The sequence below is a fragment of the Arthrobacter sp. Bi26 genome (genome assembly GCF_918697925.1).
Classification (GTDB): Bacteria; Actinomycetota; Actinomycetes; order Actinomycetales; family Micrococcaceae; genus Arthrobacter.
Genome location: NZ_CAKKMF010000005.1, coordinates 21,435 through 47,433 on the forward strand (window position 1 = coordinate 21,435; position 25,999 = coordinate 47,433).

The following is a 25,999-nucleotide window of genomic DNA, read 5'->3' on the forward strand; positions in this document are numbered from 1 at the left end:
TGATCAGGCCCCGGACATGTCCGCACTTCTGACGGGCAGCACTGCGGATTCAAGCAGTAACTGAGCTGTGTCCCGGTCCAATAGGTTCCTTCTGGTGACGATGTCCAGAATGGTTGACCCGTCCTGGTGGGCTTCCTTAGCCACCGCTGCTGCGGCGGCATACCCGATGGCCGGTATTAGGGCCGTTGCAAGACCCACCGAGACTGCCGTCTGGCGGGCGAGGCGTCCGGTGTTCGCTTCAATGCCCTCCATGCAGTATCGACGAAGTGCGCGTGATCCTTGTTCGAGCCATGAAATGCTCTGCAGAAGGACATGGGCAATGACAGGTTCGAAGGCATTGAGCTGGAGTTGCCCGTTGTCTGCAGCCATCGTCACTGTGGTGTCAGCTCCGGCGACAGCGAAGGCAATCTGATTCATGGTCTCCGGAATGACCGGGTTGACCTTTCCCGGCATGATTGATGACCCGGCTTGGCGCGGGGGCAGGATGATCTCGCCAAAGCCGTTCTGTGGCCCGCTCGACAGCAGCCGGAGGTCGCTGCTGATTTTGGAGAGCTTGATGGCCGTGCGTTTCAGCATGCCCGACATGTGCATGAAAACGCCAACGTCGGAGGTCGCTTCGATGAGATCAGCGGCCGGAAAGACCGGAACGCCGGAGATCTCGGACAGCGCCCGAAGTACGAGTTGCTGATACCTGGGTTCGGCAGTGATACCGGTCCCGATGGCGGTGGCGCCCAGACTGCACTCGAGCATCAGCGCTGTGGATTCCATAAGCCTGGAGCGGTCCTCTTCCAGCATCGCTGCGAAGGCATTGAACTCCTGCCCGAGGGTCATCGGGACGGCGTCCTGAAGCTGGGTTCTGCCCATCTTCACAACGTCGGCGAATTCAGCGCCCTTGCTCCGGGCTGATTCGGCAAGTTTGCCCAACTCGCGGTTAAGCTCTGCGGTAGCGAAAATCAGTGCCAGCTTGATCGCCGTTGGATAGGTGTCATTGGTGGATTGGCACCGGTTGACGTGATCAATGGGATGCAAGTGCTGGTATTCGCCGCGGCGGTGGCCCAGTTTTTCCAGCGCAAGGTTCGCGATTACCTCGTTGGCGTTCATGTTCGTGCTCGTGCCGGCGCCGCCCTGAATGACGTCCACGCAGAACTGTTCGTGGTGATTTCCGTCCTGGATTTCCAGGCACGCTTCGCGGATCGCCGTGGCTTCCCGCGGGTTGAGGATACCAAGTTCGCAGTTGGCCTGCGCCGCAGCGTTCTTGATCATGGCCAGGGAACGCACCAGATGCGGGTGGCGGGAGACAGGTGTCCCGCTGATGGTGAAGTTTTCCAAGGCCCGGGCGGTGTGTGCTCCCCAGTAGGCTGTGGCCGGTACAGGTACGTCCCCTAGCGAATCCGTCTCGATGCGGGTGGTCATGGTTTTCCGTTCTCTGAGTGGAAGTTTGGGTGTGGCGTAGCAGCGGGCCGCTCCGAGGGAGCTGGAGGGGCGCAGGACCCGGCGGCGCCCCTCCATTTCGATCAGTTCTTGATGCAGATGACTTTGGGCTGGGTCATCTCCTCATACGCGAAATGGACGCCTTCCCTGCCCATGCTCCCGTACTTGGCCCCGCCGAACGGCATGCCGTCGAAGCGGTAGTCAGAGGAATCATTGATCATGACGCCGCCTGCCTCGAGCTGGCGGGCTGCGTCCATGGCCTTGGCCAGGGAGTCGGTGAATATACCTGCATGAAGGCTGAACTCGATGGCATTGGCGACGTCGATGGCCTCTTCGAAGGTGTTGAATTTACGAAGCATGACCACAGGGCCGAAGACCTCCTCCCTCCACAGGCTGCTTTCCGCCGGGACGGCTTCCAGGACGGTCGGCTGAAGCACATTGCCGTCCGTGATATTGCCTGAGAGCAGGACAGCGCCGTCGTCGAGGGCCCCGTCCAGCTTGGTCTGGAGCTCCTGTAATGCTGTGGGGCTGATCATGGGTCCGACGTCGGTCCGTTCATCCGATGGATCTCCGGTAACCAACTGTGCCGTTGCCGCCAGGAAACGCTGTCGGAAAGCGCCGTACACTGGGGCGGCTACCAGGATCCGCTGCACCCCCACGCAATTCTGGCCTGCGGCCCAAAACGCTCCGGAGACGCAGGATTCCACGGCGTTCTCGATGTGGGCGTCGTCCAGGACTATCACGGCTGCATTGCCGCCAAGATCCATGGAGAGCTTCTTCAGGCCCGCGGTGCGGGCGATACTCTCACCAGTGGAGAACCCCCCGGTGAAGGACACCATTCGTACGTCCCGGGACCGAATAAGAGTTTCGGCCACATCCCGGTCGCCATGAACAATCGTGAGGGCCTCTTCCGGGAGCCCGGAGCTCACGAGGGCGTCCGTGAGCAGCTGGGCTGATAGGGGAGTCAGTGCAGAGGGTTTGAGAATCACGGCGTTTCCTCCGGCGATTGCCGGGCCGATCTTGTGTGCCACCAGGTTCAGGGGATCGTTGAAAGGAGTGATCGCGGCAATGATTCCCAGTGGTTCGCGGGAGTACCATCCGGTGCGGTCCTCTGAGCCCTCGTACGAGTCAAAGGGTATGACTTCGCCGGCGTTCCGGCGTGCTTCGGCAGCCGAGAGGCGGAGCGTGTTGACCGCACGCAGTACTTCCTTCCGTGCCTGGCGGATCGTTTTCCCGGCCTCGGACACAATCGTTTGCGCGAACTCCTCGTTGCGCTGCTCGATCTCCGTTGCGGCGCCGTCCAGTATCTTCCCGCGTGCGTTGCGGGACAGTGCCCGTGCCTTCCGGGCGCCGACGCGGGCCGTTTCGATCACGGCTTTGCCGGCGGTGGCCTCGGTCAGCGAAACCGCGCCGACCACTCTGCCGTCGTAGGGGCTCAACACGTCGCGGAACTGCGGCAGCGCCGTTTCCGTCGAGCACAGCGTGGATTCAGACATTTGCGGCTACTTCCGTCCTGGCTGCGTGCATTGCGATGATGTCGGAGAGCAGGGCATAGGCGGTCTCCACACGGCCGGCTCCCGGCCCGGAGACGGTTACCGGGCCCAGAAGGTCGGTGTCGAAGGACACGGCATTGGTTGCGCCGGAAACCCCGGCCAGCCCATGGCCGAGGGGGAGCGCTACGGGGGAGACGCCTGCGGTCACTGACCCGTCCGGGTTCCGCCGCGCTGAACCCACGAGCTTCCAGCGGCGTCCCTCGCGGGTTGCCTTCTGGATATTCTCCGGCGTCACAGTCGAAATCCCCTCCCGCTGAACGTCCTTTAGTTCGATGCCTGCGTCGAGCAGCTCGTTGGCGAGGATAAGTACCTTGAGCTGAACGTCGTATCCCTCGATGTCTGCTGCGGGATTGGCTTCGGCGTAGCCGCGTTCCTGTGCCTCGCTGATGGCCTCTTCGAAGTCCAGTCCGGATTCCATCCGCCCGAGCACATAGTTGCTGGTGCCGTTGAGGATGCCTTCGAACCCGTTCAGCTTCAGCCCCGCGAACATTTTCTTGGCCAGGCGGATGACGGGAGTGCCGCTCATGACGGCACCCTCGAACTCGAAGTGCACGCCGTTCTGTTCGGCCAGGGCAGTCAGTTCGGCGCCGCGGAGGGCAACCGGGCCCTTGTTCGTCGTGCAGACGCTCTTGCCGGATTCGAGGGCCCAGCGTACGTGCGAAACTGCTGGCTCGCCGTCGTCGGGATTCGTGAAAGTGGCCTCGCAGATGATGTCGGCGGTGCAGTCACGGATAACTGATTCGTTATTGGTGTCCGCGGACCCGCCATGGGCGGCGAAGGTTTCGCTTCCACCGTCCAAGTTGAGTGCGATGCCCAGGTCGATCCCCTCGGGCTGGACCAGCGAGCCGAGGCGCAGGTCGGTGATGGCCACGACACGCAGGCCGAAGCCCAGCTCGGAACGAAGTGTGTCACCGCGTGTTGCGACCAGTTCGGCCAGCGTCCTGTTGACGCCGCCGAAGCCGATCAGCGCAATGTCATAGGTGGTCATGGTGCTCCTTCAGTCAGTTACATCGGTCCTCCAATGCTCACCGCATTCCATGTCCGTCAGTGCATGTCATTGTGACTGAAAAACAGGGCGAACTGACCATCTGTCTGCCGATTCGACAGCAGCGCCTCGAGGTAACTTAGGTGCAACATAAGCATGTTGAAATGTTTTTAATGACCCAAACGCCGTTTTCGTGTTACTTTCATCACTACCGCCACTGCACAGCCCGAGGCGCCCTGTCCCCCATGCCGGGGCGATGTGCGCATCTTTCGCATCAGACCTATCCACTCACCTGGGAGAAACCATGGAACCCTCATCACCTGTCCAGCTAGACCCACAGCCCACGATTCCCCCGTCGACCGACTCCGGGCTCCGGCGGTCCATGGGGGCACGCCATCTGGTCATGATCGCCATGGGCGGGGTGATCGGCTCAGGGCTGTTCCTGAGCTCGGGCTACACCATTTCCCAAGCCGGACCGCTCGGGGCGGTCATCGCCTATCTGATCGGCGCCTTTGTTGTGTACCTGGTGATGGCCTGCCTCGGCGAGCTTGCCATCGCTTATCCGGTCTCAGGCGCCTTCCATATTTACGCGGCGAGGTCGATCGGGCCGGCCACCGGGTTCGCCACGGCCTGGCTCTACTGGCTCTGCTGGGCAGTGGCCATCGGATCGGAGTTCACTGCCTCCGGTCTCCTCATGCAGCGCTGGTTCCCGGATGTTGACGTCTGGGTCTGGTGCGTCATCTTCGCCTCGGTCCTCTTCGGCTTCAATGCAGTTTCCTCGAAGTTCTTCGGCGAGTCCGAGTTCTGGTTTGCCATCGTCAAAGTCGGTGCCATCGTGGTCCTCATCGTTCTTGGTGGCGCGGCGCTGTTCGGCATCCACCCGCTCAGCGAGGCGGGCAGCCACCCGTTCATGTTTGAGAACTTCAACACCTCCAGCGGTCTCTTCCCCAACGGTTTCAGCGGCGTTCTCGTCACTGCACTTGCAGTGTTCTACGCCTTCTCCGGCTCGGAACTCATCGGTGTGGCAGCGGGCGAAACAGCTGACCCCGCCACCAGCATCCCCAAGGCGATGCGCAGCACAGTCATCCGCCTGCTGATCTTCTTCGTCGGGGCAATCGCTGTCATCGCGGCTACCATCCCCTTCGATCAGGTCGGCCTGGATGAAAGCCCGTTCGTGACTGTCTTCTCATCCATAGGCATTCCCTTTGCCTCCGACATCATGAACTTCGTCATCATCACCGCACTCCTCTCCGCTGGAAACAGCGGCCTCTTCTCCTGCGCACGGATGCTCTACTCCCTTGCCGACGAGGGGCACGCCCCCCGGGCGCTGAAGAAACTGACCCGAGGCGGTATCCCCATAATCGCGCTTTCAGTCAGCATGCTCGGAGGCCTTGCGTCGCTCATCAGCAGTGTCGTTGCGCCCGAAACGGTCTACCTGGCTCTTGTTTCAGTGGCAGGTTTCGCCGTCGTCGGGGTCTGGATGTCCATCACCGCCTCGCACTTCTTCCACAGGAGATCCTTCGTCAAGAACGGCGGCGATGTCGCCGCCCTTCCCTACAAGGCACCGCTGTTCCCGCTTGTGCCGATCCTGGCCTTTTCGCTCTGCCTTATTTCGCTGATCGGCATCGCTTATGACCCGAACCAGGTAGCAGCCCTCTATTTCGGAGTTACTTTTGTTGGCGCCTGCTACGCCTTCTTCTACTTCAAGTACGGACGCAAGGCGCGCGCAAACCAAGTGTCCTAACGCCGTCATCAACTATCGCCTACCGGGGACTTTCGTCCCCGGCCGAGAAGCTGTTCAACGGATAATCCATGAATTCACAAGACCTGATACAACGCGTGCGCAGTTCGGCCCTCGACGCCGGCAGCTGGCTGGAGATTGACGCCGCAGCTTTCGAGTCAAACGTCCGGAACCTCCTGTCCATGATCGATAACCGGGCGCTCCTGTGCGCAGTGGTCAAGTCCCATGCCTACGGACACGGAGCTGACCTTTTGCTCCCTTCCCTTGTTCGCCTAGGCGTTCCCTTCGTCGGCGTAGGAAGTAACGAGGAGGCAGCCATTGCACGCCGCTGCGGTTTTGCGGGCCGGATTCTGCGTGTCCGTGCCGCGGCGCCGCAGGAGATCAAGGCTGGCATGCGTCACGACATCGAAGAACTTGTTGCCGACCCGCAGAGCGCCTGGGAGATGCACAAGATCGCTGCCGAGGCCGGGACGGCGATCCGCATCCACCTCGATATCAATGCTTCCGGGATCAGCAGGCACAGCCTCGACGTCTCATCCACGCTTGGGCGGGCATCCGCGGTAGGGATCGTTAGCCACCCTGGGCTTCTACTGGCCGGGATCATGACGCATTTTCCCAAAGACGATACCGGCCATATCGAAACGGCTCTACTGCGTTTCCGCAGTCAGGCGTTGACGCTGCTCCAACTGACCGGAACGCGCCGGGAAGACGTGCTGCTCCACTGTGCCAACTCCTACGCCGCGCTGCACGTACGCGGCTCGTGGCTGGACATGGTCCGTGCCGGGGCAGTCCTCTACGGCGATTCGGAACCTGCAACAGGGCACTTCCAACGGTGTTTGGCCTTCAAAGCCCGGATTGCGTCCATTAATAGCTATGCAGCAGGCACTAAGGTCGGCTACGGGCTCACCCATACCTTGGACCGGGACTCCAGGCTGGCGTCAGTGACAGCAGGTTACGGAGATGGCTACCGGAGGGCACTGGCCAGCCAAGGCAGCGTACTTGTCCGCGGCCGTCGCGCTGCCATAGTCGACATCGTTTCGATGAATTCCATGGTTGTCGACGTCACCGACGTGGTGGGAGTTTTCCCTGGAGACGAAGTCGTGTTGTTCGGGCGGCAGGGACGCGCAGAAATCGCTCCCGCAGAACTGGAAGCAGCGAATTCAGCGATACTCGCTGACCTCTACACTGCGTGGGCGCAAGGAAATCGCGTCCTGGTCAACAATGAAGACATGTGAGAATAGGCGTAGTCATCGGGCGGAAGGAGCACGGAGCATGGATTCTTCCTCGGAAGCGTCGTCTATGGCCCAAGGACTTCGAATTGTTCGCCTGGTCGCAGACCGGGAGAAGCGGGGCAGGCGGCTTCTCGGCGTTTCCCAGCTCGCATCCGAGTTGGATATGGAACAAAGCCGCGTCTCAAGGCTGACGCAGGAATTGTGTGAGTTGGGACTGCTGGAGCGAGTCGAACGCGGTCCCTTCCGAACCGGTCCAAGTTTTTTCAGCCTGGCCGCAGCGCTGAATACCGGCTGGGTCCGCGAATCAAGAGCCGAACTTGAGGCTTTGGTGGCTTCTTTCGGCCTTAGATCCAGAGTTTCCGTCCGTGATGGCTTCCGGGTCGTTCTCCTGCGGGCCTCCAGTAACGATGCGGTTCCCGGCAGCTTCGTGAAACCCGGCATGGTGACGCCCGTGTGGTGTACCGGCTCCGGACGGGCCTTGCTGTGGGACCACCAGCATCCAGCCGTTGAAGTCCTTCTCCAGGAAGTCAACTTTATCGGCGTAGGCGGTCCGGGGGCGGCCCATTCGCCGCGAGAAGTCGCCGAACTGATGGACCGGGACAGGGCGCGGGGCTTCATTGTCGCGGAGGAAGAATTCGAGCACGGAATCTACGAACTGGCCGTTCCCGTCCGCAACGCTGATGGATCAATTCTTGCCGCGCTTAGCGTCCTCGGCAGCCGGGCCGAGATCAAACCCAGCACCAATGACATTGCAAAGGCCCTTACGGCAGCAGCCGAACGGCTGGGGTCCTTTGAGGGCCGTCCCCGGGGCGACGCGGGCCGGAAGGGCCTTGCCAGCTAGAGCCGGTTCTGCGGCGACGCGTGACCCAACGTTGACTCAAGCCACTTGCCCCAGGACACGAGAGCCGTCGCGCATAGCCCCAGCCGCGGCTCCAAACGTGTCTTGGCGCCTACGACCTGAAGCGCTGCCACCACATCGCCCTTAAAGTCGCGAATCGGAACGGCCAGGGAGTAAAGTCCTGGTTCGGCTTCCTCATCGACAATGGAGTACCCCCGTGCCCGCGCCCCGCGCAGTCGTGACAGGAAGTCCTCGACGTCAAGCGGTGTATTGGGGCCATGGCGCACGAAGGGAACGCCGGAGAAAATGGTTCGGACCTCGGCGTCCGAGGCTTCCCACAGCAGGGCCTGGCCGGCATCACTACAAAACGCCGGGTAGGGCCGGCCCAGCCACGAACCGACCATGTTGCTACTTGCCGGAACACGCTCACCGATGGTGACAGTACTGTTTCCGCTCATAACTCCGAGGAAGCATCCTTCGTCAGTTTCACCGGCCAAGCCTTCCAAGGCGGTTACGCCGTCGGTCTGCAGCCGTTGCTCTGTCAACAGCTGTGCGTCTGTCAGGAGCGACCAGTTCAGGGTGTAGGACCGATGGTCTCCGCGTGCCAGAAACCCCTCCTGCTCGGCGGTCCGGAGGCTGCGCGAAACCTGGCTGCGGTCCCTGCCCAGATCGGCTGCTATATCAGCGACCGTTCCGCCAGACAGGCCTTCTGCGTTGCGGGAGCCCACCGCGAGGACAGCCATGATTCCCCGGCCCATGCTGGACGTCTTAGACATGGATCCGATTCTAGTCCCTGGAGAACGTGTCTTAGTGGATGGCGAAGACCCGGGCTGGAAAACCGCTGCCGTGCAGGGGCTTCGGCCAGCTTGCAATGAGGATCGCGCCGGCTTCTGGAAGCCCGTCCAGGTTCGCCATCAGCTCGATCTGCCACCGGTTCCGCGCCAAAACATAGGTCTCCAAGCTGAAATCCTGGCGGGACGTAGCCAGTCCCGGGTCTGTGTCTGTCTGCTCATGGCCGACGGCAGTTACCGACCGCTCCTCGATCAGGAAGGAGAGGACTTCCTGCGACCAGCCAGGCGTGTGGCTGACCCCCTTATCGTCCCTGTTCGCCATGGCGTCGGCGTCGGGCCAACGATGGCTCCACCCTGTCCGTAACGCCACAAAGGCCCCGGGGGCGATGGCACCGTTGCGGCTCTCCCATGCCTGGACGTCCTCCATCGTGGGAGTGGCGTCCGTATTTGCGGTGACCCGCGCGGTGATGTCGAGGATGGCCAGCGGAAGGACCATATCCTCCACAGGAATCTGGTCCAAGGTCCGTCCCCCGCGGATGAAATGCGAGGGAGGGTCAACGTGCGTCCCCCATTGGCCGATGATCGAATAACGGTGAGCCGTGAAACCGTCGCCTTTCTCCAGATCGAACACCGCCTCCCTGATTTCGTCCGGGAATGCCGGGAAATGAGGCTGGCCGGGGTGGAAGGCGTGCGTCAGGTCGGTGAATGACCTGCCCGCCAGCAACGGCTGCAGATCGTCCCAAAGCCGGGTCGTGGTGGTTTCAATCATGATGCGGCCTCGCTCTCAAAGACTGCCGGAAGGGCTGTGCTGGAGACGCTGACTGGCCCTGTCAGTTCGATGACCGGTACCTCCCACGGATGGACATCCACGATGTGCTGCAGGAAGCGTTCCACGGCGGCGTCAGGGGTCGCCACATCGAAATACGTCGTGAAGACCAAGGTATGTGAAATTGTCCGCTGGCCCACCTGCCCCAGCGTAGGGTTAGCGCCTTCATTGCATGTGAACCCCTCGAAACCCAGGCCGGATTCGAATACATGCCTGTAGTTGCCAAAATCCCCTAAGTCAGGGGACTCCGACGAGGCCTGGAGCAGGGCCGCGATGCCGGCCTCATCTTTGAATGCTTCTGCGTCGCCGCTGGCGAGCCGCGAGAAAGTTTCCGAAGCTATGGGCCAATGCACGCGCAGCTTGCGGACTGATTTCATTGCAATTTTCAAGGGAAGCCTCTTCCTGGGCAGCTCGCAAATGGTGTCTGAATGCCATGGTGGCATAGAGTGATGTTCATTACAAGCATGAGAAAATGCTTATTACGCACAAAATTAGAGGAGGCATTCGCGTTCACTCGGCACATCCGCCGGACTTTGGGCGTCACTGTGCCGCGGAACACCGGTCGCTGCAAGCGGCTGCTGACCGTCATCTGCAAGCCCGGGGCTGCACTGCGCTTTTGGCACTGCACGTTGTGCTACCTTGCATTGCCGGGCCACGAGGCGCCGCAACTGCCCGGCAGGAAAGAACAAAACCGAAATGCTTGGAGCCCTGAACGATGCCCAGTAACACGATGCTTTCCCGCATGCTCGACGCCGGAGCGAACCTGACCGTGGACGGTGCACTCGCCACCGAGCTTGAAGCGCACGGCTGCGATCTGGAAGACCCTTTGTGGTCGGCCAAAGTCCTTCTGGAACAACCGGAACTGGTCAAGCGCGTACACCACGACTACTTCCGCGCCGGAGCCACTGTCGCCATCACGGCGAGCTATCAAGCCACACCCCTGGGATTTGCGCGCCGCGGCATCGGCGAGGAAGTGGCCTTGGAACGGGTGGCACTGAGTGTGCGCCTGGCTGACGAGGCACGCCGCGAGTACCTGGCCGAAAACCCGGATGCGGGACCCCTGCTGGTTGCAGGATCAGTCGGGCCCTACGGCGCGTACCTTGCCGATGGATCGGAATACCGGGGCGACTATGTCCTCGGCCGAAACGAGTTTTTGGAGTTCCACCGGCCTCGAATCGCAGCGCTGGTGGAGGCCGGAGCGGACTTTCTTGCCTGTGAGACGCTGCCTTCATTGCCGGAGGCCGAGGCCCTGTTGGCACTCATGAAAGAGTTCGACGTCGAAGCCTGGCTCTCCTTCACGCTACGGGATGGCGGCCACATCAGCGACGGTACGCCGCTGGCTCAGGCGGCAAAGCTCTTTACGGCGGAGCCGCTCGTGGCGGCTATCGGCGTGAACTGCGTGCCGCTGGAGCTGGTCTCCCCATCGCTGGAGGCCCTGGGCAGAGCCACTGATACGCCCCTGATCGCATATCCGAATTCGGGCGAAAGCTATGACGCAGTCACCAAAACGTGGGGGCCGGCCGCGGCGAGCCCCGATAGCAAACAACCCGCAAGCCTTGCGGAGGGAACGCCAATCTGGCGTGAACTTGGTGCCCGGCTCGTTGGCGGGTGCTGTCGAACGACCCCACAGGATATTGCCGCCGTGACGGCGCGCCCCACAGCACGCCGGAGAGGTTGGCGGGGACGGTCTTGAGCAGCCCGGCGCGTTGGCCGCCGGCGGCGAAGAAGCATGCCCAGGAGAGGAACCCGAACCAGATGATGAGGCCGAAGGGCACATTGTTTGCGCAGGTCAGCGACCTATGAGCCGCTGACCGTGTACAAAACTACGGCGTAGCATTTTGCTGTGGCCAGTATCAGCACGCGCATGAAAAAAGACGAGCAGCTGTAAGGGAAATACGGCACAAAGCCGCCGGGCTAAACAGCGTCGCGTGCTGTGCGGTCTTGGCCCTGCCGGTGGCTGGCCCTGGTTCCGGCAGGCCTTGGGTGGGCACTGCAGTGCGGTGCTGTGTTTAGGACAAGGCCGTGACGGCCAGTTTCCGCACAATGGCCGTGCCGCCCTCTACGCACACGTCGGTGCCGAGGTTCCCGGACAGGGGGAACACCAGATCACTCAGGACCACCCAGCCGTCTTGGGCGAAGACCTCCACGGAGCACTGGTCGACGATTACACGGAGCCTTAGCACGCGGCCGTCGAGCTTCACCGGCGCCGACTCAGCCGACGCGAACTTTCCGTGGAAGGCGGTGTTTCCGGAGTTACGGCGATCCAGGGTGAGCCGGCTCGTAACGGCATCGAAGCTGAGAACCGTTGCGGCGCTCCCGCCCGATGCACCGAGAAGCCTGAAAGCAACGGTCCGGGCCGTCCCGGGCAGGATCTCGGCCTCGATCAGCTGGGCTGATCCGGGCGCCGCGTGGGGCAGTTGCAACATGGAGTCGTGAAGTTCCACGTCGTGGATGGTGCGGGTCGGCTCCCCACAGTCCAACGGCAGCACCGGGCGCTGCACCATGCGCGGCAAGCCGTCCACCGTCGCGAGCTCGACCTCGCGGGCAAGCGACATCCCGGAGCGCCACGGAGACGTGGGCAAGGAGTTGGCATAGTCCCAGTTGTTCATCCAGCCGATCATGATGCGCTTGCCGCCGGGAGCATTGCTGAAGGAGACGGCGGCGTAGTAGTCACGTCCCCAGTCGAGCCACAGGCAGTGTCTGAGATCCGTGGTCCCGTCGGCATCCGCTGGAACGAGTGAATCAGAGTCGGCGGTGAACTGCACCCCATCGAAGTCGCCGACGAAGTACTGCCCTCCGGAGCCGCCGGCCACGGCACCCGGGTTGATGTTGACCACCAGGACCCACTTGACGTTGTCCGGGTCTCCGTCGACGGGGAGCGGGAACAGGTCGGGGCATTCCCATTCGCCTCCTGTGGCGTTTGCAGGGCCGAAGGTGCTCAGGTATTGCCAGTCCTTGAGGTTGGCCGAGCGGTACAGCACAACCTGCTGGTGCTGGGCCTCCACCGCCACCATGACCCAGCAGGAACCGGCTGGTCCCTCGGAGCGGAACACCTTGGTGTCCCGGAAATGGGCCGAGCCGCGGCCAAGCACCGGGTTGCCTGCGTATTTGCTCCACGTCATGCCGGCGTCCGTGGAGAAAGCGAGAGACTGGGCTTGTGTCCCTTGGTGCACCGAGCCTTCCTTGAAGGCGCTCGTGTAGATGGCCACCAAGGCTGGATCTTCCACTGTGCCGAATCCCGAGGTATTGCCGTGGTCCACCACGATGCTGCCGGAAAAGACGTCTTCTTCCTCGTCGCCAGACCACCGGCGTCGGTGATTTACGACGTCGGGCTGACGCTTTCGCTGCCAGTGGCACTGTCAGTGGCCTCCGGTTTGAACGCCCTGGCGCACTGCATCGATGCCCTCTGGGCACCCCGCGCCGATCCCGTGAACGCGGCGCTCGCCGGTGAGGCCATGCGCCTGCTCGCCCGCGGACTGCCGGCTATCAAGGCAGACCCCTTCGGCGCGGCTGGCAGGGAACAGACCCTGAGCGGAGCGTTCCTGGCCGCGACGGCATTCGCCTCGGCCGGATCGGGGCTGCACCACAAGATCTGCCACGTCCTGGGCGGAACCTTCAATCTTCCGCACGCCCAGACGCACGCCGTGATACTCCCGCACGTTACTGCTCTCAACGTGGCCGCAGCGCCGGAAGCGGCAGCACGCATCGCCGCCGCGCTGGAGAGCGCGGGCGCCGTCACCGGGCTGCAACGCCTTTACAAATCACTCGACGCCCCGCGCACCCTGCGGGAACTCGGACTTCGCGAAAACCACATCACCGAAGCTGTGGACCTCATACTGCCCCATGTGCCGCCGTCGAATCCCCGCAGCATCGACGCTGCGGATCTGGAGCGGCTGCTGCACGCTGCTTGGAAGGAAAACACCCCATGATTTCACTGGTACACCACCTGGCACTGCTGTTCCATCTCAACCGCAAACAGGATCTGGTCCTCTGGGAGGAGGACCTGGCGACGCCCGCTATCAAGCTGACGTCATCGGCCTGGGTGGGCTGGTACGAAGAAGACCCCGTGGCCTGACGCAAATCGCCGGTCGAACGCAACGCTTCGGCAACTCACCCTCACCACCAACACTCAGGAATCGGCGTCCACCCAAGTAAACCACCGACCAGTCAGGCGCCTAACGCCCGTTGGGACCGTTCAACTTGAAGAATTCCGGGGCGGAAGGGTCATGAAAACCTCGGGCTAGGATCTTGCCTGATGGTCCGGGCGCTCCAGCACCCGGGACACCGTGTAGCCGATGACCAGGCCCCAGAACGCCGGGTGAATGTTGGCGAGGTTCGTCCCGGACATGGTCACCACGAATGTCACCAAGGACCCCAGTGTGAACGTCGTGGCGAAGGCGCTCACAAACGCTTGCTGGAGAGCGCGCAGCATGGCAATGCCGCCGAGGGCAAGGATGAACTCTCTGGGCGTGGCGAGCATAAGCCGGGTGAGGGTGGGAGCCAAGACGGCGCAGGCCATGGCCAGGACGCCGAACACCACGGCCGCTGTGTACTGACGCTGCCTGCTTCCTGAGGACGTCATGAGGGCGTTCGTCGGACCGGTCACGCAGGCTGAGACAGCACCGCAGCCGGCATTGATCAACGAAAACGCGCCCGAAACGATGGCGAAGACGTTGACCGGCGGATTGTGGCCTGCAGCACGGAGAACCGCGATGCCCTGGCCATTCTGAACGAACAACACAGTCAGTGCCAGGGGAACAACCAGCTCGAGCTGGGCGGCCCAGGTGAACTCAGGAAGGGTGAAGACCGGGGTGGCCAGAACCGGTCCGCCTTTTTGGATGGAAAATTGGCCACTTGCCGCCACAGCGACACAACCAACCACAAGAGTACCGAGCACCGGCGGAAGAAACCTGCCCAGGGCGGGCACGGCCGTGAGGACCAGGAATGCGACCACCATCGGGGCAGCCACCACAGGGTTAGCCTGGGTTGAACCAACAATGTCTGTGCCGAATTTCAGGAACACCGCGGCCACCATGGCCATGACGATCGGCATGGGAACCATTGCCATGGTCCTGCGGACCAAGCCGGTGGCACCCAGCGCGAGGATGAGCAATCCGGACGTGAAGAAGGCCCCCACCACCTCCGGAAAGGACAAGTGCTGCAGGGACGGACCCAGCAGCACCGTCCCGGGAATGGACCAGGCAAAGCCCAAGGGTTGCCGATAGAGGAGAGACATGACCAGAGTCGCCGCGCCACCCGAAAAAAGGATGCCAAACACCCAAGAAGCGAGTTGACCTTCGGTTAGTCCTCCCGCCGTTCCCACGACCAAGGTAACGGCCATCGGGCCGGATGCGGAGAAGATGAGGCCGATCACCCCGTTGGAAACATAGGGCAGGCCGAGGTCACGGAGAACCCGGCGTACGCTGGCGGGGCGAACGCCCGGACGTTCCAGCAGCGGTTGAGGCATCGGAGCCTCAACGGCCTCCACATGGGCGGCGGCGGGTAGGTCCTGACGGGATGACGGCATTCGGGCTCCTGACAACGGCGGCAAAAGGCAGGCGCCCTGGAGCTTGCACTCCAGAGCGCCTCCGGTACCGGGCCGAGGCGCCGGCACCGATCGGTCAGCGGTCGCTTCTTACTTGTGCTGGCCTTCCTTGGCGAGCACGTAGTCATAGACCACTTCTTCGCCAGCCCCGCCATCCAGGCGCGTCTTGGGGTCCAGCATCAGTTCAGGCTTGACTGCCGAGGCGATGTCGTCCGCGTTGTGCGGGTCACCGGGGAAGTACAGCTGCTGAGTTACAGGCTGGAAGCCAGGCGCGGAAACCTTGATGTGGATGTGCGCCGGGCGCCAGGCGTGCCAGCCTGCCGCGCTGATCAGCTGCCCGCAGGCCCCGTCCGTGGGAATCTGGTAGGGAGCCGGGCGCATCGTGTTGATTTCGAAGCGGCCGTCGTCGTCTGCCTTGACTGTGGCACGGAAGAGCCACTCGGGGAGGCCCGGGGCGTACTGGGAGTAGAACCCGGCGCTGTCCGCATGCCAGATCTCCACCTGGGCGTCGTGGATCGGGTTACCTTCCGTATCGGTGAAGTGGCCGCTGAAGTGCAGCGGCGTTCCCTCCTCGTCCTCACGCATCTCTACGGTGGCCGGGGTCGGGAGTACGGGGGACCCGGGCACGTAGTAAGGCCCCTCGATGGTACCCACGGTGCCGGGACGATCCTGGGAGTTGACGTCCTCCACGGTGTGCTCCAGCCACACGTCGAGGAACAGCGGCCACTCCCCGTCAGTTCCCACTTTGATGAGCCAGGCTTTGAGTGCGTTGTATTCCTCGTAAGTGACCTGGTGTTCGACGACGATGTCATTAGCGGCCTTAATGAGTGCCCCCGCCAGCAGGCTCACCCTTTCCTTCGGCACATCCAGCCGCGAGAGCTTTCCCGAGGCGGTGAAGCGCTCCGTGGCCTTCGAGCCGGCCTCGATGGCAGTGCCCTCATTCTCTTTGCGGGCGTCCGTTTGGGTCTCAGTCATGGTGATCTCCACATTCCTCATTGAATAGGGCCAGGAAGTTCTCCCGCGCCCGCTGCGAAGCACTGGGGCAGTATTTCTCGTCTGCGGCGCAGTAATCGCGTGATGTCTGTCTCATCGTAGGTCCCGAATAAGGACGCTACAAATATCGATTTGGCCGCTTTTTAGTCATGATGCGTACATAAAACCACCCTTGGTTGAACCTAGGCATTTACCTGATGTGAGAGGGGTCACGAGCGGCAAGACTGGTCTCCTAACGTCCGCTACGGGCACCCCGCCAGCCGGACCCGCCGCCCATTCGTCCAGCACTCTCCAATGAAGGAGCACGCATGACCGAGAACCTGACCCATGTCCGCGAGGTCCTTGCCGACGCCGTGATCGACGACCGTGAGAACGGCGTGATCCGGGCCAAACGCGAAATTTTCACCGACGAGGAAATCTTCGAACTGGAGATGAAGCACATCTTCGAGGGCAACTGGGTATACCTGGCCCACGAGTCCCAGATCCCCAACGTGGGGGACTACTTCACCACCAACATCGGCCGCACACCCGTGGTGATCACCCGGGACAAGGACGAAAACCTTAACTGCATCGTCAACGCCTGCTCCCACCGCGGCGCAATGCTGTGCCGCCGCAAGACGGACAACCGCACCACTTTCACCTGCCCGTTCCACGGCTGGACCTTCAAGAACTCCGGTGAACTACTGAAGGTTAAAGACTCCCGTAACGCCGGCTATCCGGAGTCGTTCAACAAAGAAGGCTCCCACGACCTCACCAAGGTTGCCCGCTTCGACTCCTACCGCGGCTTCCTCTTCGGTTCCCTCAAGGCCGATGTGCTCCCGCTCGAAGAGCATCTGGGTGACGCCACCAAGGTGATCGACTCCATCGTGGACCAGTCCCCGGAGGGACTCGAAGTGCTGCGGGGTTCGTCCACCTACACCTATGACGGCAACTGGAAGGTGCAGGCCGAGAACGGCGCCGATGGCTACCACGTCACGGCCGTGCACTGGAACTATGCTGCCACCACAGCCCGCCGCAGCGCCGGCGACTCCGCAAACACGACGAAAGCCATGGATGCCGGTAAGTGGGGCAAGGTCAAGGGCGGATTCTATTCCTACGACCACGGACACCTGCTCCTGTGGCAGGAATGGACCAACCCGGAGGATCGCCCTCTGTGGGACCGCCGCGATGAGCTTGTGGCCAAGTATGGCGAGGAGCAGGCCAACTTCATGATCAACATCTCGCGGAACCTTTGCCTGTACCCGAATGTGTACATCATGGACCAGTTCTCTTCGCAGATCCGCCACTTCCGCCCCATCTCGGCGGACCAGACGGAGGTCACCATCTACTGCATCGCTCCCAAGGGCGAGTCGCCGGAGAACCGTTCCAAGCGCATTCGCCAGTACGAAGACTTCTTCAACGCCACCGGCATGGCAACTCCTGACGACCTCGAGGAGTTCCGGTCCTGCAACAAGACCTACTGGGCCACAGCGGCGCCCTGGAACGACATGACCCGCGGATCCACCCATGAGATAGCCGGCCCGGACGAACAGGCCAAGGCGCTGGGCATGTCCAGGGTGATCGCTTCCGGCGTGCGCACGGAAGACGAGGGGCTTTACCCGATCCAGCACGGGTACTGGAAGGAAGTCATGGACCGGGCCCTGGTGGTGGAGGAACGCTCCGCACTGGATGCCGTTCCCGTCACTGCCTGACCGAAACCACCTGGAACAAAGAGAGTGCAAAACGCCATGACCAACCTGACCAAACCGGCCCCGTCACTCAAGACCTCCGAGGAGATCGCCACCCTCGAAACTGTCTGTGCCTTCCTATACAAGGAGGCCCGCCTGCTGGATGACCGCCAGTTCGACGAGTGGCTCCAGTGCTACCACCCGGACTCCGAATTCTGGATGCCTGCGTGGGACGTGGATGACCGGCTCACCGAGGACCCGCAGAACGAGATATCACTCATCTACTACGACAACCGCGGTGGCATCGAGGACCGCGTGTTCCGAATCAAGACGGACCGGTCCTCAGCCACATCCCTCCCGGAGCCCCGTACCGGGCACAACATCACCGACATCGAGATCGAGGAGCACGACGGCGATCAGGTGAAGGTCCGTTTCAACTGGTTCACCCTGTACTTCCGCTACAACACCACGGACACATACTTCGGGACCAGCTTCTACACCATCGATCTGGCCGGCGGGGAGCCGGTGATCCTCAAAAAGAAGGTCGTCCTGAAGAACGACTACATCCACCACGTGGTGGACGTTTACATGATCTGACGGCCCCGGCCGTTGAGAAATCCGTGCCCACCGGGCAGATCCGCACATTCCCGGGCCGCGACGACGCGACCCACAGCCAGGAGGAAATCATGGGCCACAAGGTAGCCCTCAGCTTCGAGGACGGCGTCACTAAAGTCATCAAGGTCGGCGACTACGAGACAGTGATGGATGCAGCATACAAGGCACGCATCAACATTCCATCAGACTGTCGGGACGGTGCCTGCGGCACCTGCAAGGCCTTTTGCGATTCCGGCTCCTTTGATCCGGGAGACTACATTGACGACGCCATGACGGAGGAAGAGCTCGACAAGGGGTACATGCTCACATGCCAGGCGGTGCCGGAATCCGACCTGGCCATCCAGATCCCCGCCACCTCGGAATCCGCCAAAACGGCCGCCAGCACATTCACTTCCACCGTGAAGGAACTGAACAGGCACTCGGAAACCACTGTTTCCTTCACCCTGGAGGTCGAAAACCGGGACGCCCTGGCCTTCCTCCCGGGCCAGTACGTCAACCTCAAGGTCCTCGGAACCGATGCGGAGCGCTCCTATTCCTTCAGTAGCGGCCCAGAGGTGCAGGACGCTGCGTTCATGGTGCGGGTGACGCCGCAAGGTGCCATGTCGGAATACCTGCGGGACAGGGCAGCCGTGGGTGACACCATCGAATTTTCGGGTCCCTACGGCTCGTTCTTCCTGCGCGAGCCCAAACGGCCCTTGCTGCTCCTGGCAGGCGGCACCGGCCTGGCCCCGTTGCTGTCAATCCTTGAGAAACTCTCCGAGAACCCACCGTCCACCCCTGTCCATCTGATTTACGGCCTGACCCGCGAGGCAGACATTGTGGGCCTGGATTGGCTGCGGGAATACGAGGCGAAGCTCCCCGGCTTTACTTGGGACTACATTGCCTCCGAGCCGGGGACGTCTGCACCGCACACGGGATACGTCACACAGATCATCGCGCCCGCCCACCTCAACGACGGTGATGTTGACATCTACCTATGCGGTCCGCCTCCGATGGTCAATGCTGTTTCGAAGTGGCTGGACGCCGAGGGCATCAAGCCCGCCAACTTCTACTTCGAGCGGTTCGCCCCGAAGGAAACCACCGGCGGCGACGCTGAGACAGGGGCGCCTGCGGACGCCGCAAAGATCGCGGCAGAAGGCGACAGGATGAGCCGTGGCGAGGCAGTCTCGTCGCTTGAGACGGGCCGGCTGGATTTCCGCAAGGAGGACAGCTTCGCACAGCTGGACGCCCGCATGGGCCTGGAGCTGGCCGTGAGCGAGCTGCTGCTGGGCCGCCTCAGCGAAGAGCAGCTGCGACAGTTCCGGCGCCTCGCCGAGGCCACCAAACGCTCCGTCGCCGGGGGCACCATCCAGGAGCCGGAGGAGTTCGCGCGGACCAATGAGGAGTTCCACGAATACCTCTTTATGATCTGCGACAACCCGATGCTGCTGGAGTCCTACCGCCGGCTTGACGTCCACGCGCAGATGGCGGCTGCGTTCGAGGCGGGAACCCCGATCTTCGAGCGGGTTACGCAGGATCACCTCGAGATTGTCGAGGCGTTCGAGCGCCAGGACAGGGAGCGGGTGCGGGAAGTCATCACGGCCCATGCGCGTGACGCCAAGGAAACCATGGCCGGGGCCATCGACGCCAAAGTGGCCCACTAATGGCAGCACCGTACGCGGGACAGTTCCTTACCCCGGGCCGGTACGCTGGCAAGGTGGCCATGGTGACAGGAGCGGGCCAGGGCATCGGCCAGAAGGTCGCCCAGCGCATTGCTGCCGAGGGCGGCAACGTCGTCCTGGTAGATCGGGCCGACGTGGTCCACGACGTGGCGCGGGGGATCGTGGCAGCGGCCCAAGATTCCGGTTCCGGAGGCTCGGCCACCTCGGTGACCGTTGATCTCGAGACCTTCTCTGGAGCGCAGCAGGCCGTCGAGGCGGCGCTTGCCGCCCACGGCCGGGTCGACGTGCTAGTGAACAACGTCGGCGGCACCATCTGGGCCCGCCCCTACGAAGAGTACGACGAGGACAAGATCGAGAAGGAGGTCCGGCGTTCGCTGTTCCCTACCCTTTGGACCTGCCGGGCCGTGCTTCCGTCCATGCTGCAACAGGGCTCGGGTACCATTGTCAACGTTTCCTCCGTGGCCACCCGCGGGCTGCACCGCGTCCCGTATGCGGCGGCGAAGGGCGGGGTCAATGCCCTGACCCAGTCATTGGCGATGGAAGTCGCCGGGCGCGGCATCCGCGTGGTCGCCACCGCTCCAGGCGGCACCGAGGCTCCGCCCCGCAAGGTCATGCGGGGGCCGCAGACCGAATCCGCTACGGAGAAGGCCTGGTACCAGGTGATCGTCGACCAAACCATGGAGTCCTCCTTCATGAAGCGCTACGGCACCCTGGATGAACAGGCCGCGCCCATTGTGTTCCTTGGATCGGATGAAGCGTCCTACTTGACCGGGAGCATCCTTCCAGTCGCCGGCGGGGACCTGGGCTAAGTGTCTGGCTGGATGCCCGCCGCCAAAGCCACGCCGCCCGCCGCGGTAGACTTGCGGCTATGACGGCAGGCTCCAGCCAGGGGAATATGGCAGAGGACCTACCGCTTGTGGGGCGCGCCGAGGTCGTCGCGGAGCTGTTGGAAATCCTCCGCACGGTCCGCAAGGGCAAAGTGGGCACCGTTGTTCTTACCGGCCCTTCCGGGTCCGGGAAAACTGCCGTGCTGGAGTACTTCCTGGAGCACTGCCGCACTGTGGCCCGTGGAGTCCGGGTGCTGTCCGCCATGGGGGATGAATGGGAGGCACAGTTTGCCCTCGCCGGTTACTCCCAGCTCATGCTCACCTTGCCGCTGCGCTCGGCAAAGGATTACGACGGCGGCCCGGCCCTGGCCGCTGCCCCTGTCGCAGCGCTCACGGCGGCCCAAGTGGTCAACTATGCCGCGACCCTCAGCACCCACCTTGAAGGACTGCAGTCCCACGGCAGTGTGGTTGTCGCCGTCGACGACGTCAATAAACTTGACGTGGAGAGCTTGCGCATCCTCACGTTCGTCATGCGCCGGCTGCACGGAAAAAGGGTCCTGTTCCTGCTGACACTCAACCTGGTTGACGCTGCGCGTGTCCCCGCAGGCGTGCTCGACTTCCTCACCGGCCACCAAGTGGTGCGGATTCCGCTGGAGCCGCTTTCCCCGCAGCAGGTCCAGGACCTCGCCCGGCGCCTGTTCGGTATAGACCTCAGCGCGACTGCGGCCCATGGGCTGGTCCGGCACACGGAAGGGCTTCCGCAACTGATCGTGGAGCTGCTGCAGGAACTGCCGGCGGAGACCTGGCAGGCGTGGTTTCCGACCCTGCCTCCGACCTCCCGCATCAGGGCCAGGGTGCGCAGTATCCTGGACGCCGCGTCCCCCGGGCTGATCTCCATTGCGGAGGCTGCGTCCGTGCTTGGGCGCAGCGCCGGCTTGGCCGAGCTCTCCCGGGTCAGCGGGGTGGATTCCCTCATGGAGGTCCTCGACGAAGGACACCGCGCCGGGCTGCTGCGGCTGTCCGTTGACCAGGCGAGTTCCGCCGTCGTATTCCATGACCCCGGCACGGCTGAGGCCATCTACGAACAGATCCTTCCCAGCCGGCGCATCGCGCTTCACCGGCTGGCCGCCGAGGCTGTTCAGCCTGAGGGTGAACAGTTGGGCCACCGCGTCTCGGCCACACCCGGTCCAGACGAGGCCCTGGCCGAAGAGCTGGAGGAGTTTGCGCGCCGCCAGGCCACGGTGGGCGCATGGCAGGACGCCTCAACGGCGCTGTTCTCCGCGTCCCGGCTCTCCTTGGACATCCGCTCCCGCAACGACAGGCTCCTGAGGGCCGTCGATGCCCTCGTAGGGTCGGGCGACATCGCACGGGCGCAGATGTGGGCCGGTGCGGTGGACGCCCTGCCCTCCTCGCCGCTGCGCTCCTCGGTGCTGGGCTACCTGTCTACGGTGTCAGGCCAGAACGACAGCGCGCAAACCCAGCTGGAGATGGCATGGCGTACCAGCAACCCGGAGCGCGAACCTGCCGCCGCAGCGCAGGTGGCGCAGCGTTTCGTCCTGCACGGGGTGGCTTCCTGGGACGGTCCGCTGATTACCGGGTGGGCGGAGCGCGCCATGGCCCTCACGGCGCCGGGAACCCCCGCCCATGTTGAATCAGAAGCGATCTACGGCCTGGGCCTGTATGCCCAGGGAAGGCCGGCAGAAGCGGAGGCCTCCTACCAGCGGGCATTTGCCCATGCTGCCGAGAACGCCCAGAAGCAGCGGGTCCAGATGGGTGCTGGCTGGCTGGCGCTGCGGCTCGACAACGCTGAATCGGCACTGGTGAATTTCGAGTCCGCCGCTCCCACCGAGTATCGCGGCGGATCGCTGCGGATTTCCCTGTGGGCGGAGGCCTGGCTAGCCCGTACCCACCTCGTCCTCGGCAACTGGGATGCGGCCGCAGCCACCATCACGCGTGCTTCCGTGCGCCTCGAGACATCTCGGATGCCACTGATACGCCCGCTGCTGTACTGGACCGCGGCCGAGCTCTGGTCCATGCGGGGCGACTGGGACCGTGCCCGCTACTACGTCTCCCAGGCCGCGGTGCAACCGGGCACTTACCGTGCCATGCAGGTTCCGGCGAGCCTCGCCCGGGCCCGGTTCCATGAGGCGAGGGCGGACTACGAAAGCGCCCTGGCTGTGCTGCAGCCACTGACGGAGCTGGACCCGTGGACCGAGGAACGCGTGTCTTTCTGGCCGTGGCAGGATTCGTACGTCAACGCCTTGGTCATGACCGACCAGCTCGACGCCGCCGAGTCGTTCCTCACGGCTTTCGAGCGCGTGCCGCGCCAGCGGGACGTTCCCTCCGACTCGGCGCGGATGGCGTGGGCGAGGGGCCGGCTCCTGGCTGCACAGGGGGATCCTGAGACGGCCAGGGAACACTTCGAGGCGGCCCTGGGACACCTCCGGGGGCTTAACCGGCCGTATCTGCGCGCGCGGATCAGTTTTGCATTCGGGCAAAGCATGCGCCGGGCCGGCAAGCGGCGCCTCGCATCTTCGGTGCTGCGTGCGGCCCGTGACCTGTACGACTCCCTGGGGGCAGCCACCTATGTGGAGCGGTGCGACCGGGAGCTCAAGGCGACGGGCCTCGACGTCGGCAACCTGCCCGACCCGGCCGACCCCGTGCTGACTGCCGTCAGTGACCACCACGCCCAGCTCACCGCCCAAGAGCGGGCAGTGGCCGAGCTGGTGGCGGGTGGGGCCACCAACAAGGAGGCGGCCCGGGCCCTGTTCCTTGCGGAGAAGACGGTGCAGTACCACCTGACTCGGCTTTACCGGAAAATGGGGATCCGCTCCCGCAGCGAACTCGCGGCCGTGTTCCGGGCCAAGGATTGACCCGGAACACGGCCGGCGCTTAGGCCGCTGCCGCCGGTGCTACTTGACGTCGGAAGGGTGCTTGGCGAGGGGAACTACCGAGATGTCCATGTAGGAGAACAGCGGCAGGTTCTGCAGGATCTCATGGAGCTCGTCGTTCGAATCAACGTCGAAAATCGAGTAGTTGGCATATTCCCCCACGACGCGCCAGATTTCCGGCCACTTGCCGGAGCGCTGCAGCTGCTGCGAGTAGGCCTTCTCCTTGGACTTGACCTCGGCGGCCTCAGCGGCGGGCAGATCGGCGGGAAGTTTGACGTCCATGTGGACCAGGTACTTCATGGTGTCCTCTCGGTGGAAGGTATGGCTAGCGGTCAGTGCGGTAGTGCGCGAGCTTGTCCTCGTCAACGGCGGTCCCCACGCCCGGGCCTTCAGGCACGTGGATGCGCCCGCCGGTGATCTCCAGCGGTTCGGCCAACAGGTCGTCGGTCATGTCCAGGTAGTTGGATAGTTCCGCTGCGCGCTTGGCTGTGTGGGCAAATGCGGCACCGAAGACCACTGAGGCGACCGTGCCGACCTGGGTGTCGATCTGGTTGCCAATGTAGACGTCGATGCCCATACCCTCCGCCATCCCGACGATCTTGGCGGCCTCCGTAAAACCGGATCGGGCCGTTTTCACCGCCAGGAGGTTCGCGCCGCCGGTCAGGATTTCCCGTGCGGCCTCACCAAGGTTGGCGGCGGATTCGTCCGCGGCGATGGGGATGGGGGAGTTTTCCACCAGGCGGCGCCTGCCCAGGACTTCGCGGGCATCGTCGGGTTCCTCAAGGAACTGCAGGCCCAGGTCCGCGGTCCGCCGCAGTACCTCGGCGGCCTCGTTGGCGGACCAGCCGCGGTTTGCGTCCATGTAGAGTTCGGCGTCGTCGCCAAGGCCCTCCCGCAGGACCAGGGCGGCTTCGATGTCGAGGTGAAGCGGACGGCGGCCGGTCTTGAGCTTGAACGTGTTGATGCCATGGGTCTCACGGAATTCCAGGGCCAAGGCCAGCAACTCCTGTGCGGGCTTGAAGCCGAGCATGTGGGAGACCCGCAGCGAGTCGGAATACCCGCCCAGCAGCTTAGTCACAGGCTGTCCGAGCGTCTTGCCGATCACGTCCCACACCGCTATGTCCACAGCACCCTTGGCTGTCTGGTTGTGGACGGTCCGGTGCAGGATCATCTGGATCTTCTCGCGATCAAAAATGTCCACGCCGATCAGCTGGGGAGTAAAAATATCCTCCACAACCGCAACGACGGACTTCTGCGTTTCACCGTAGGTGTAGGGACGCGGCGGGGTGTCGGCGGTGCCCACCACGCCATCGTCCGTGCGAACCCTGATGAGTACATGGTCCGCCTCATGCACGGAACCGGAGGCGAAGTGCAGTGGATGGAGATACGGGATCGAATAGGGAATGGCCTCAATGGCTGCGATCTTCATGACTGGGGAAGCCTTTCATCAAGGGGAAACGGGCTAGCGGCCGGGGGCTGGCGCCGGGGGTACGGCAGTTGCCGTATCTACAACGTCCAGGAAGTTCTGTAAGAGGGCCGAGGGGTGTCCGCGCATCCAGGCCACAGCGAGTTCCACCGGTGGGACGTTTTCGATCTCGCGGTAAGCGACGCCTTCGAGCTGGAAGGCCCGCACGCTGGCCGGCATGACTGCCACACCGCCCCCGGCGGCCACGAAGGCGAGCATGGTGGACGTCTCGCCGACCACTTGGGTGATGCGGGGTTGGAAGCCCGCCTGACGGCAGAGGTCTGAGGTGGTGCGGTAGAGCACGGATTCGGGCGCGTAGGCGATAAAGTCCTGGTCCTGCAGTTCGTGCATTGCCACGGTCCGATCCACGGCAAGGGCGCTGAACGACGGGATCGCGACGACGAGCGGTTCCTGGGTCACGACGCGGTAGTCGATCTCCTGTGATGCGACGGGCGGGCGCAGCAACGCGGCGTCCAGGGTTCCGTCCCGCAGCCCCGCCTCCATGGAGGGCGTGAGCATTTCGCCGTTCAGGGCAAGGGACAGGCCCGGCATGACTTGTTTGGCAAGGCGGGCGATCTGGGGCATGAGGCCGTACGTGGCTGAGCCCGAGAAACCCACGCGAAGCACCCCGGTGGCGCCTTTGCCCACCTGATAGACGTCGGCCCGGAGCGTTTCGACGTCGTTGACGATCTGCCGTCCGCGGTCCAGCAGGAGTTGGCCCGCCGCTGTGAGGTCAACCCGGCGGGTGGTGCGGTTAAGCAATCGGGCTCCCAACTGCTCTTCCAACTGGCGGATCTGCTGGGACAGAGGCGGCTGGGCCATGTGCAACCGCTTCGCCGCCCGGCCGAAGTGACGCTCCTCCGCGACCGCAATGAAGTAGTTCAACTGCCGGATTTCCATACGGTGCCGCCCTTCGCCCGGTCAGGTCCGTGCGTGCT

22 protein-coding genes and 2 pseudogenes are annotated in these 25,999 nt (G+C 63.2%); 11 read left to right on the forward strand and 13 right to left on the reverse strand.

The window, feature by feature from the left end; all coding sequences use genetic code 11:
* Nucleotides 1–3 precede the first annotated feature (3 nt).
* From LQV16_RS02010 to LQV16_RS02020, 3 genes are all read right to left on the reverse strand, one after another.
* Nucleotides 4–1,413 (reverse strand): aspartate ammonia-lyase, encoded by a 1,410-nt coding sequence (locus LQV16_RS02010; RefSeq protein ID WP_229992270.1) that lies wholly within the window; start codon nt 1,411–1,413, stop codon nt 4–6.
* A 101-nt stretch (nt 1,414–1,514) separates the two neighbouring features.
* A complete protein-coding gene (locus tag LQV16_RS02015; RefSeq protein WP_229992271.1) occupies nt 1,515–2,927 on the reverse strand; it encodes an aldehyde dehydrogenase family protein in 1,413 nt (470 codons plus the stop codon).
* Nucleotides 2,920–3,972, reverse strand: coding sequence for a homoserine dehydrogenase (locus LQV16_RS02020; RefSeq protein WP_229992272.1), 1,053 nt, complete (start codon nt 3,970–3,972; stop codon nt 2,920–2,922). Before LQV16_RS02020 ends, LQV16_RS02015 begins: the two co-directional genes overlap by 8 nt.
* A gap of 301 nt (nt 3,973–4,273) precedes the next feature.
* On the opposite strand from LQV16_RS02020, the gene LQV16_RS02025 reads away from it, so the two are divergent.
* From LQV16_RS02025 to LQV16_RS02035, 3 genes are all read left to right on the forward strand, one after another.
* Nucleotides 4,274–5,713 carry an amino acid permease gene (locus LQV16_RS02025; RefSeq protein WP_229992273.1) on the forward strand — a complete coding sequence of 480 codons (1,440 nt, stop codon included), beginning with the start codon at nt 4,274–4,276 and terminating at the stop codon, nt 5,711–5,713.
* Nucleotides 5,714–5,781: 68 nt separating this feature from the next.
* The gene (gene alr / locus LQV16_RS02030; RefSeq protein ID WP_229992274.1) at nt 5,782–6,945 is read left to right on the forward strand and encodes an alanine racemase; all 1,164 of its coding nucleotides are present in this window, start codon (nt 5,782–5,784) and stop codon (nt 6,943–6,945) included.
* Nucleotides 6,946–6,982: 37 nt separating this feature from the next.
* Complete coding sequence (locus LQV16_RS02035; protein ID WP_229992275.1) at nt 6,983–7,783, forward strand: IclR family transcriptional regulator C-terminal domain-containing protein; 801 nt, start codon at nt 6,983–6,985, stop codon at nt 7,781–7,783.
* Here LQV16_RS02035 and LQV16_RS02040 read toward each other — a convergent pair.
* The 3 genes from LQV16_RS02040 to LQV16_RS02050 are packed head-to-tail and all read right to left on the reverse strand — an operon-like array spanning nt 7,780 to nt 9,786.
* Nucleotides 7,780–8,556, reverse strand: coding sequence for an IclR family transcriptional regulator (locus LQV16_RS02040; protein ID WP_229992276.1), 777 nt, complete (start codon nt 8,554–8,556; stop codon nt 7,780–7,782). The two genes, LQV16_RS02035 and LQV16_RS02040, sit on opposite strands and share 4 nt — an antisense overlap.
* Nucleotides 8,557–8,587: 31 nt before the next feature.
* On the reverse strand, nt 8,588–9,340 hold the full coding sequence (locus LQV16_RS02045; RefSeq protein ID WP_229992277.1) for a cyclase family protein: 753 nt from the start codon (nt 9,338–9,340) through the stop codon (nt 8,588–8,590).
* Entirely contained in the window at nt 9,337–9,786 is a 450-nt protein-coding gene (locus tag LQV16_RS02050) for a hypothetical protein (protein ID WP_229992278.1), read from the reverse strand. Before LQV16_RS02050 ends, LQV16_RS02045 begins: the two co-directional genes overlap by 4 nt.
* 326 nt (nt 9,787–10,112) lie before the next feature.
* On the opposite strand from LQV16_RS02050, the gene mmuM reads away from it, so the two are divergent.
* Nucleotides 10,113–11,090 (forward strand): homocysteine S-methyltransferase, encoded by a 978-nt coding sequence (gene mmuM / locus LQV16_RS02055; protein WP_229992279.1) that lies wholly within the window; start codon nt 10,113–10,115, stop codon nt 11,088–11,090.
* 16 nt (nt 11,091–11,106) lie between these two features.
* Here mmuM and LQV16_RS02060 read toward each other — a convergent pair.
* A pseudogene (locus LQV16_RS02060) lies at nt 11,107–11,172 on the reverse strand (DUF1097 domain-containing protein); the annotation flags it as partial.
* Nucleotides 11,173–11,406: 234 nt separating this feature from the next.
* Nucleotides 11,407–12,699: pseudogene (locus LQV16_RS02065) on the reverse strand (glycoside hydrolase family 32 protein); the annotation flags it as partial.
* Between LQV16_RS02065 and LQV16_RS02070 the strand changes: the two are divergent.
* Both LQV16_RS02070 and LQV16_RS02075 read left to right on the forward strand, forming a co-directional pair.
* Entirely contained in the window at nt 12,649–13,326 is a 678-nt protein-coding gene (locus tag LQV16_RS02070; RefSeq protein ID WP_229992280.1) for an iron-containing alcohol dehydrogenase, read from the forward strand. The pseudogene LQV16_RS02065 and the gene LQV16_RS02070 sit on opposite strands and share 51 nt — an antisense overlap.
* Entirely contained in the window at nt 13,323–13,472 is a 150-nt protein-coding gene (locus LQV16_RS02075; protein WP_229992281.1) for a hypothetical protein, read from the forward strand. The genes LQV16_RS02070 and LQV16_RS02075 overlap by 4 nt, the downstream gene beginning before the upstream one ends.
* A gap of 165 nt (nt 13,473–13,637) precedes the next feature.
* On the opposite strand, the gene LQV16_RS02080 is transcribed toward LQV16_RS02075, so the two are convergent.
* Both LQV16_RS02080 and catA read right to left on the reverse strand, forming a co-directional pair.
* Nucleotides 13,638–14,924 (reverse strand): benzoate/H(+) symporter BenE family transporter, encoded by a 1,287-nt coding sequence (locus LQV16_RS02080; RefSeq protein WP_356815657.1) that lies wholly within the window; start codon nt 14,922–14,924, stop codon nt 13,638–13,640.
* A gap of 108 nt (nt 14,925–15,032) precedes the next feature.
* Nucleotides 15,033–15,917: a catechol 1,2-dioxygenase gene (gene catA, locus LQV16_RS02085; protein WP_229992282.1), complete on the reverse strand. Its 885-nt coding sequence runs from the start codon at nt 15,915–15,917 to the stop codon at nt 15,033–15,035.
* A gap of 326 nt (nt 15,918–16,243) precedes the next feature.
* Between catA and benA the strand changes: the two genes are divergently transcribed.
* From benA to LQV16_RS02110, 5 genes are read left to right on the forward strand one after another with little or no spacing between them, the layout of a single operon-like run.
* A complete protein-coding gene (benA, locus tag LQV16_RS02090) occupies nt 16,244–17,626 on the forward strand; it encodes a benzoate 1,2-dioxygenase large subunit (protein ID WP_229992283.1) in 1,383 nt (460 codons plus the stop codon).
* A 36-nt stretch (nt 17,627–17,662) separates the two neighbouring features.
* Nucleotides 17,663–18,199 carry a benzoate 1,2-dioxygenase small subunit gene (benB, locus tag LQV16_RS02095; RefSeq protein WP_229992284.1) on the forward strand — a complete coding sequence of 179 codons (537 nt, stop codon included), beginning with the start codon at nt 17,663–17,665 and terminating at the stop codon, nt 18,197–18,199.
* A gap of 23 nt (nt 18,200–18,222) precedes the next feature.
* On the forward strand, nt 18,223–19,860 hold the full coding sequence (benC, locus tag LQV16_RS02100) for a benzoate 1,2-dioxygenase electron transfer component BenC (protein WP_229992285.1): 1,638 nt from the start codon (nt 18,223–18,225) through the stop codon (nt 19,858–19,860).
* Entirely contained in the window at nt 19,860–20,687 is an 828-nt protein-coding gene (locus tag LQV16_RS02105) for a 1,6-dihydroxycyclohexa-2,4-diene-1-carboxylate dehydrogenase (protein WP_229992286.1), read from the forward strand. The genes benC and LQV16_RS02105 overlap by 1 nt, the downstream gene beginning before the upstream one ends.
* Before the next feature lie 59 nt (nt 20,688–20,746).
* Nucleotides 20,747–23,578, forward strand: a complete 2,832-nt coding sequence (locus tag LQV16_RS02110) for a LuxR family transcriptional regulator (protein WP_229992287.1) — start codon at nt 20,747–20,749, stop codon at nt 23,576–23,578.
* Between the two features lie 39 nt (nt 23,579–23,617).
* Here LQV16_RS02110 and catC read toward each other — a convergent pair whose 3' ends face one another.
* Genes catC through LQV16_RS02125 form a run of 3 tightly spaced genes read right to left on the reverse strand, consistent with a single transcriptional unit; the run spans nt 23,618 to nt 25,961 of the window.
* Nucleotides 23,618–23,896 carry a muconolactone Delta-isomerase gene (gene catC / locus LQV16_RS02115; RefSeq protein WP_229992288.1) on the reverse strand — a complete coding sequence of 93 codons (279 nt, stop codon included), beginning with the start codon at nt 23,894–23,896 and terminating at the stop codon, nt 23,618–23,620.
* A gap of 25 nt (nt 23,897–23,921) precedes the next feature.
* The gene (locus tag LQV16_RS02120) at nt 23,922–25,025 is read right to left on the reverse strand and encodes an enolase C-terminal domain-like protein (protein WP_229992289.1); all 1,104 of its coding nucleotides are present in this window, start codon (nt 25,023–25,025) and stop codon (nt 23,922–23,924) included.
* 33 nt (nt 25,026–25,058) lie between these two features.
* On the reverse strand, nt 25,059–25,961 hold the full coding sequence (locus LQV16_RS02125) for a LysR substrate-binding domain-containing protein (RefSeq protein WP_229992290.1): 903 nt from the start codon (nt 25,959–25,961) through the stop codon (nt 25,059–25,061).
* Nucleotides 25,962–25,999: the final 38 nt, after the last annotated feature.

Excerpts from the sequence above, each read along its gene's own strand:
- catA (WP_229992282.1), bottom strand. The coding sequence starts at position 15,917 with ATGACTGAGACCCAAACGGACGCCCGCAAAGAGAATGAGGGCACTGCC.
- benA (WP_229992283.1), top strand. The coding sequence starts at position 16,244 with ATGACCGAGAACCTGACCCATGTCCGCGAGGTCCTTGCCGACGCCGTG.
- LQV16_RS02120 (WP_229992289.1), bottom strand. The coding sequence starts at position 25,025 with ATGAAGATCGCAGCCATTGAGGCCATTCCCTATTCGATCCCGTATCTC.
- LQV16_RS02015 (WP_229992271.1), bottom strand. The coding sequence starts at position 2,927 with ATGTCTGAATCCACGCTGTGCTCGACGGAAACGGCGCTGCCGCAGTTC.
- catC (WP_229992288.1), bottom strand. The coding sequence starts at position 23,896 with ATGAAGTACCTGGTCCACATGGACGTCAAACTTCCCGCCGATCTGCCC.
- benB (WP_229992284.1), top strand. The coding sequence starts at position 17,663 with ATGACCAACCTGACCAAACCGGCCCCGTCACTCAAGACCTCCGAGGAG.
- mmuM (WP_229992279.1), top strand. The coding sequence starts at position 10,113 with ATGCCCAGTAACACGATGCTTTCCCGCATGCTCGACGCCGGAGCGAAC.
- LQV16_RS02025 (WP_229992273.1), top strand. The coding sequence starts at position 4,274 with ATGGAACCCTCATCACCTGTCCAGCTAGACCCACAGCCCACGATTCCC.
- LQV16_RS02040 (WP_229992276.1), bottom strand. The coding sequence starts at position 8,556 with ATGTCTAAGACGTCCAGCATGGGCCGGGGAATCATGGCTGTCCTCGCG.
- LQV16_RS02125 (WP_229992290.1), bottom strand. The coding sequence starts at position 25,961 with ATGGAAATCCGGCAGTTGAACTACTTCATTGCGGTCGCGGAGGAGCGT.
- LQV16_RS02020 (WP_229992272.1), bottom strand. The coding sequence starts at position 3,972 with ATGACCACCTATGACATTGCGCTGATCGGCTTCGGCGGCGTCAACAGG.
- LQV16_RS02035 (WP_229992275.1), top strand. The coding sequence starts at position 6,983 with ATGGATTCTTCCTCGGAAGCGTCGTCTATGGCCCAAGGACTTCGAATT.
- LQV16_RS02110 (WP_229992287.1), top strand. The coding sequence starts at position 20,747 with ATGACGGCAGGCTCCAGCCAGGGGAATATGGCAGAGGACCTACCGCTT.
- LQV16_RS02045 (WP_229992277.1), bottom strand. The coding sequence starts at position 9,340 with ATGATTGAAACCACCACGACCCGGCTTTGGGACGATCTGCAGCCGTTG.
- LQV16_RS02080 (WP_356815657.1), bottom strand. The coding sequence starts at position 14,924 with ATGCCGTCATCCCGTCAGGACCTACCCGCCGCCGCCCATGTGGAGGCC.
- LQV16_RS02075 (WP_229992281.1), top strand. The coding sequence starts at position 13,323 with ATGATTTCACTGGTACACCACCTGGCACTGCTGTTCCATCTCAACCGC.
- LQV16_RS02010 (WP_229992270.1), bottom strand. The coding sequence starts at position 1,413 with ATGACCACCCGCATCGAGACGGATTCGCTAGGGGACGTACCTGTACCG.
- alr (WP_229992274.1), top strand. The coding sequence starts at position 5,782 with ATGAATTCACAAGACCTGATACAACGCGTGCGCAGTTCGGCCCTCGAC.
- LQV16_RS02105 (WP_229992286.1), top strand. The coding sequence starts at position 19,860 with ATGGCAGCACCGTACGCGGGACAGTTCCTTACCCCGGGCCGGTACGCT.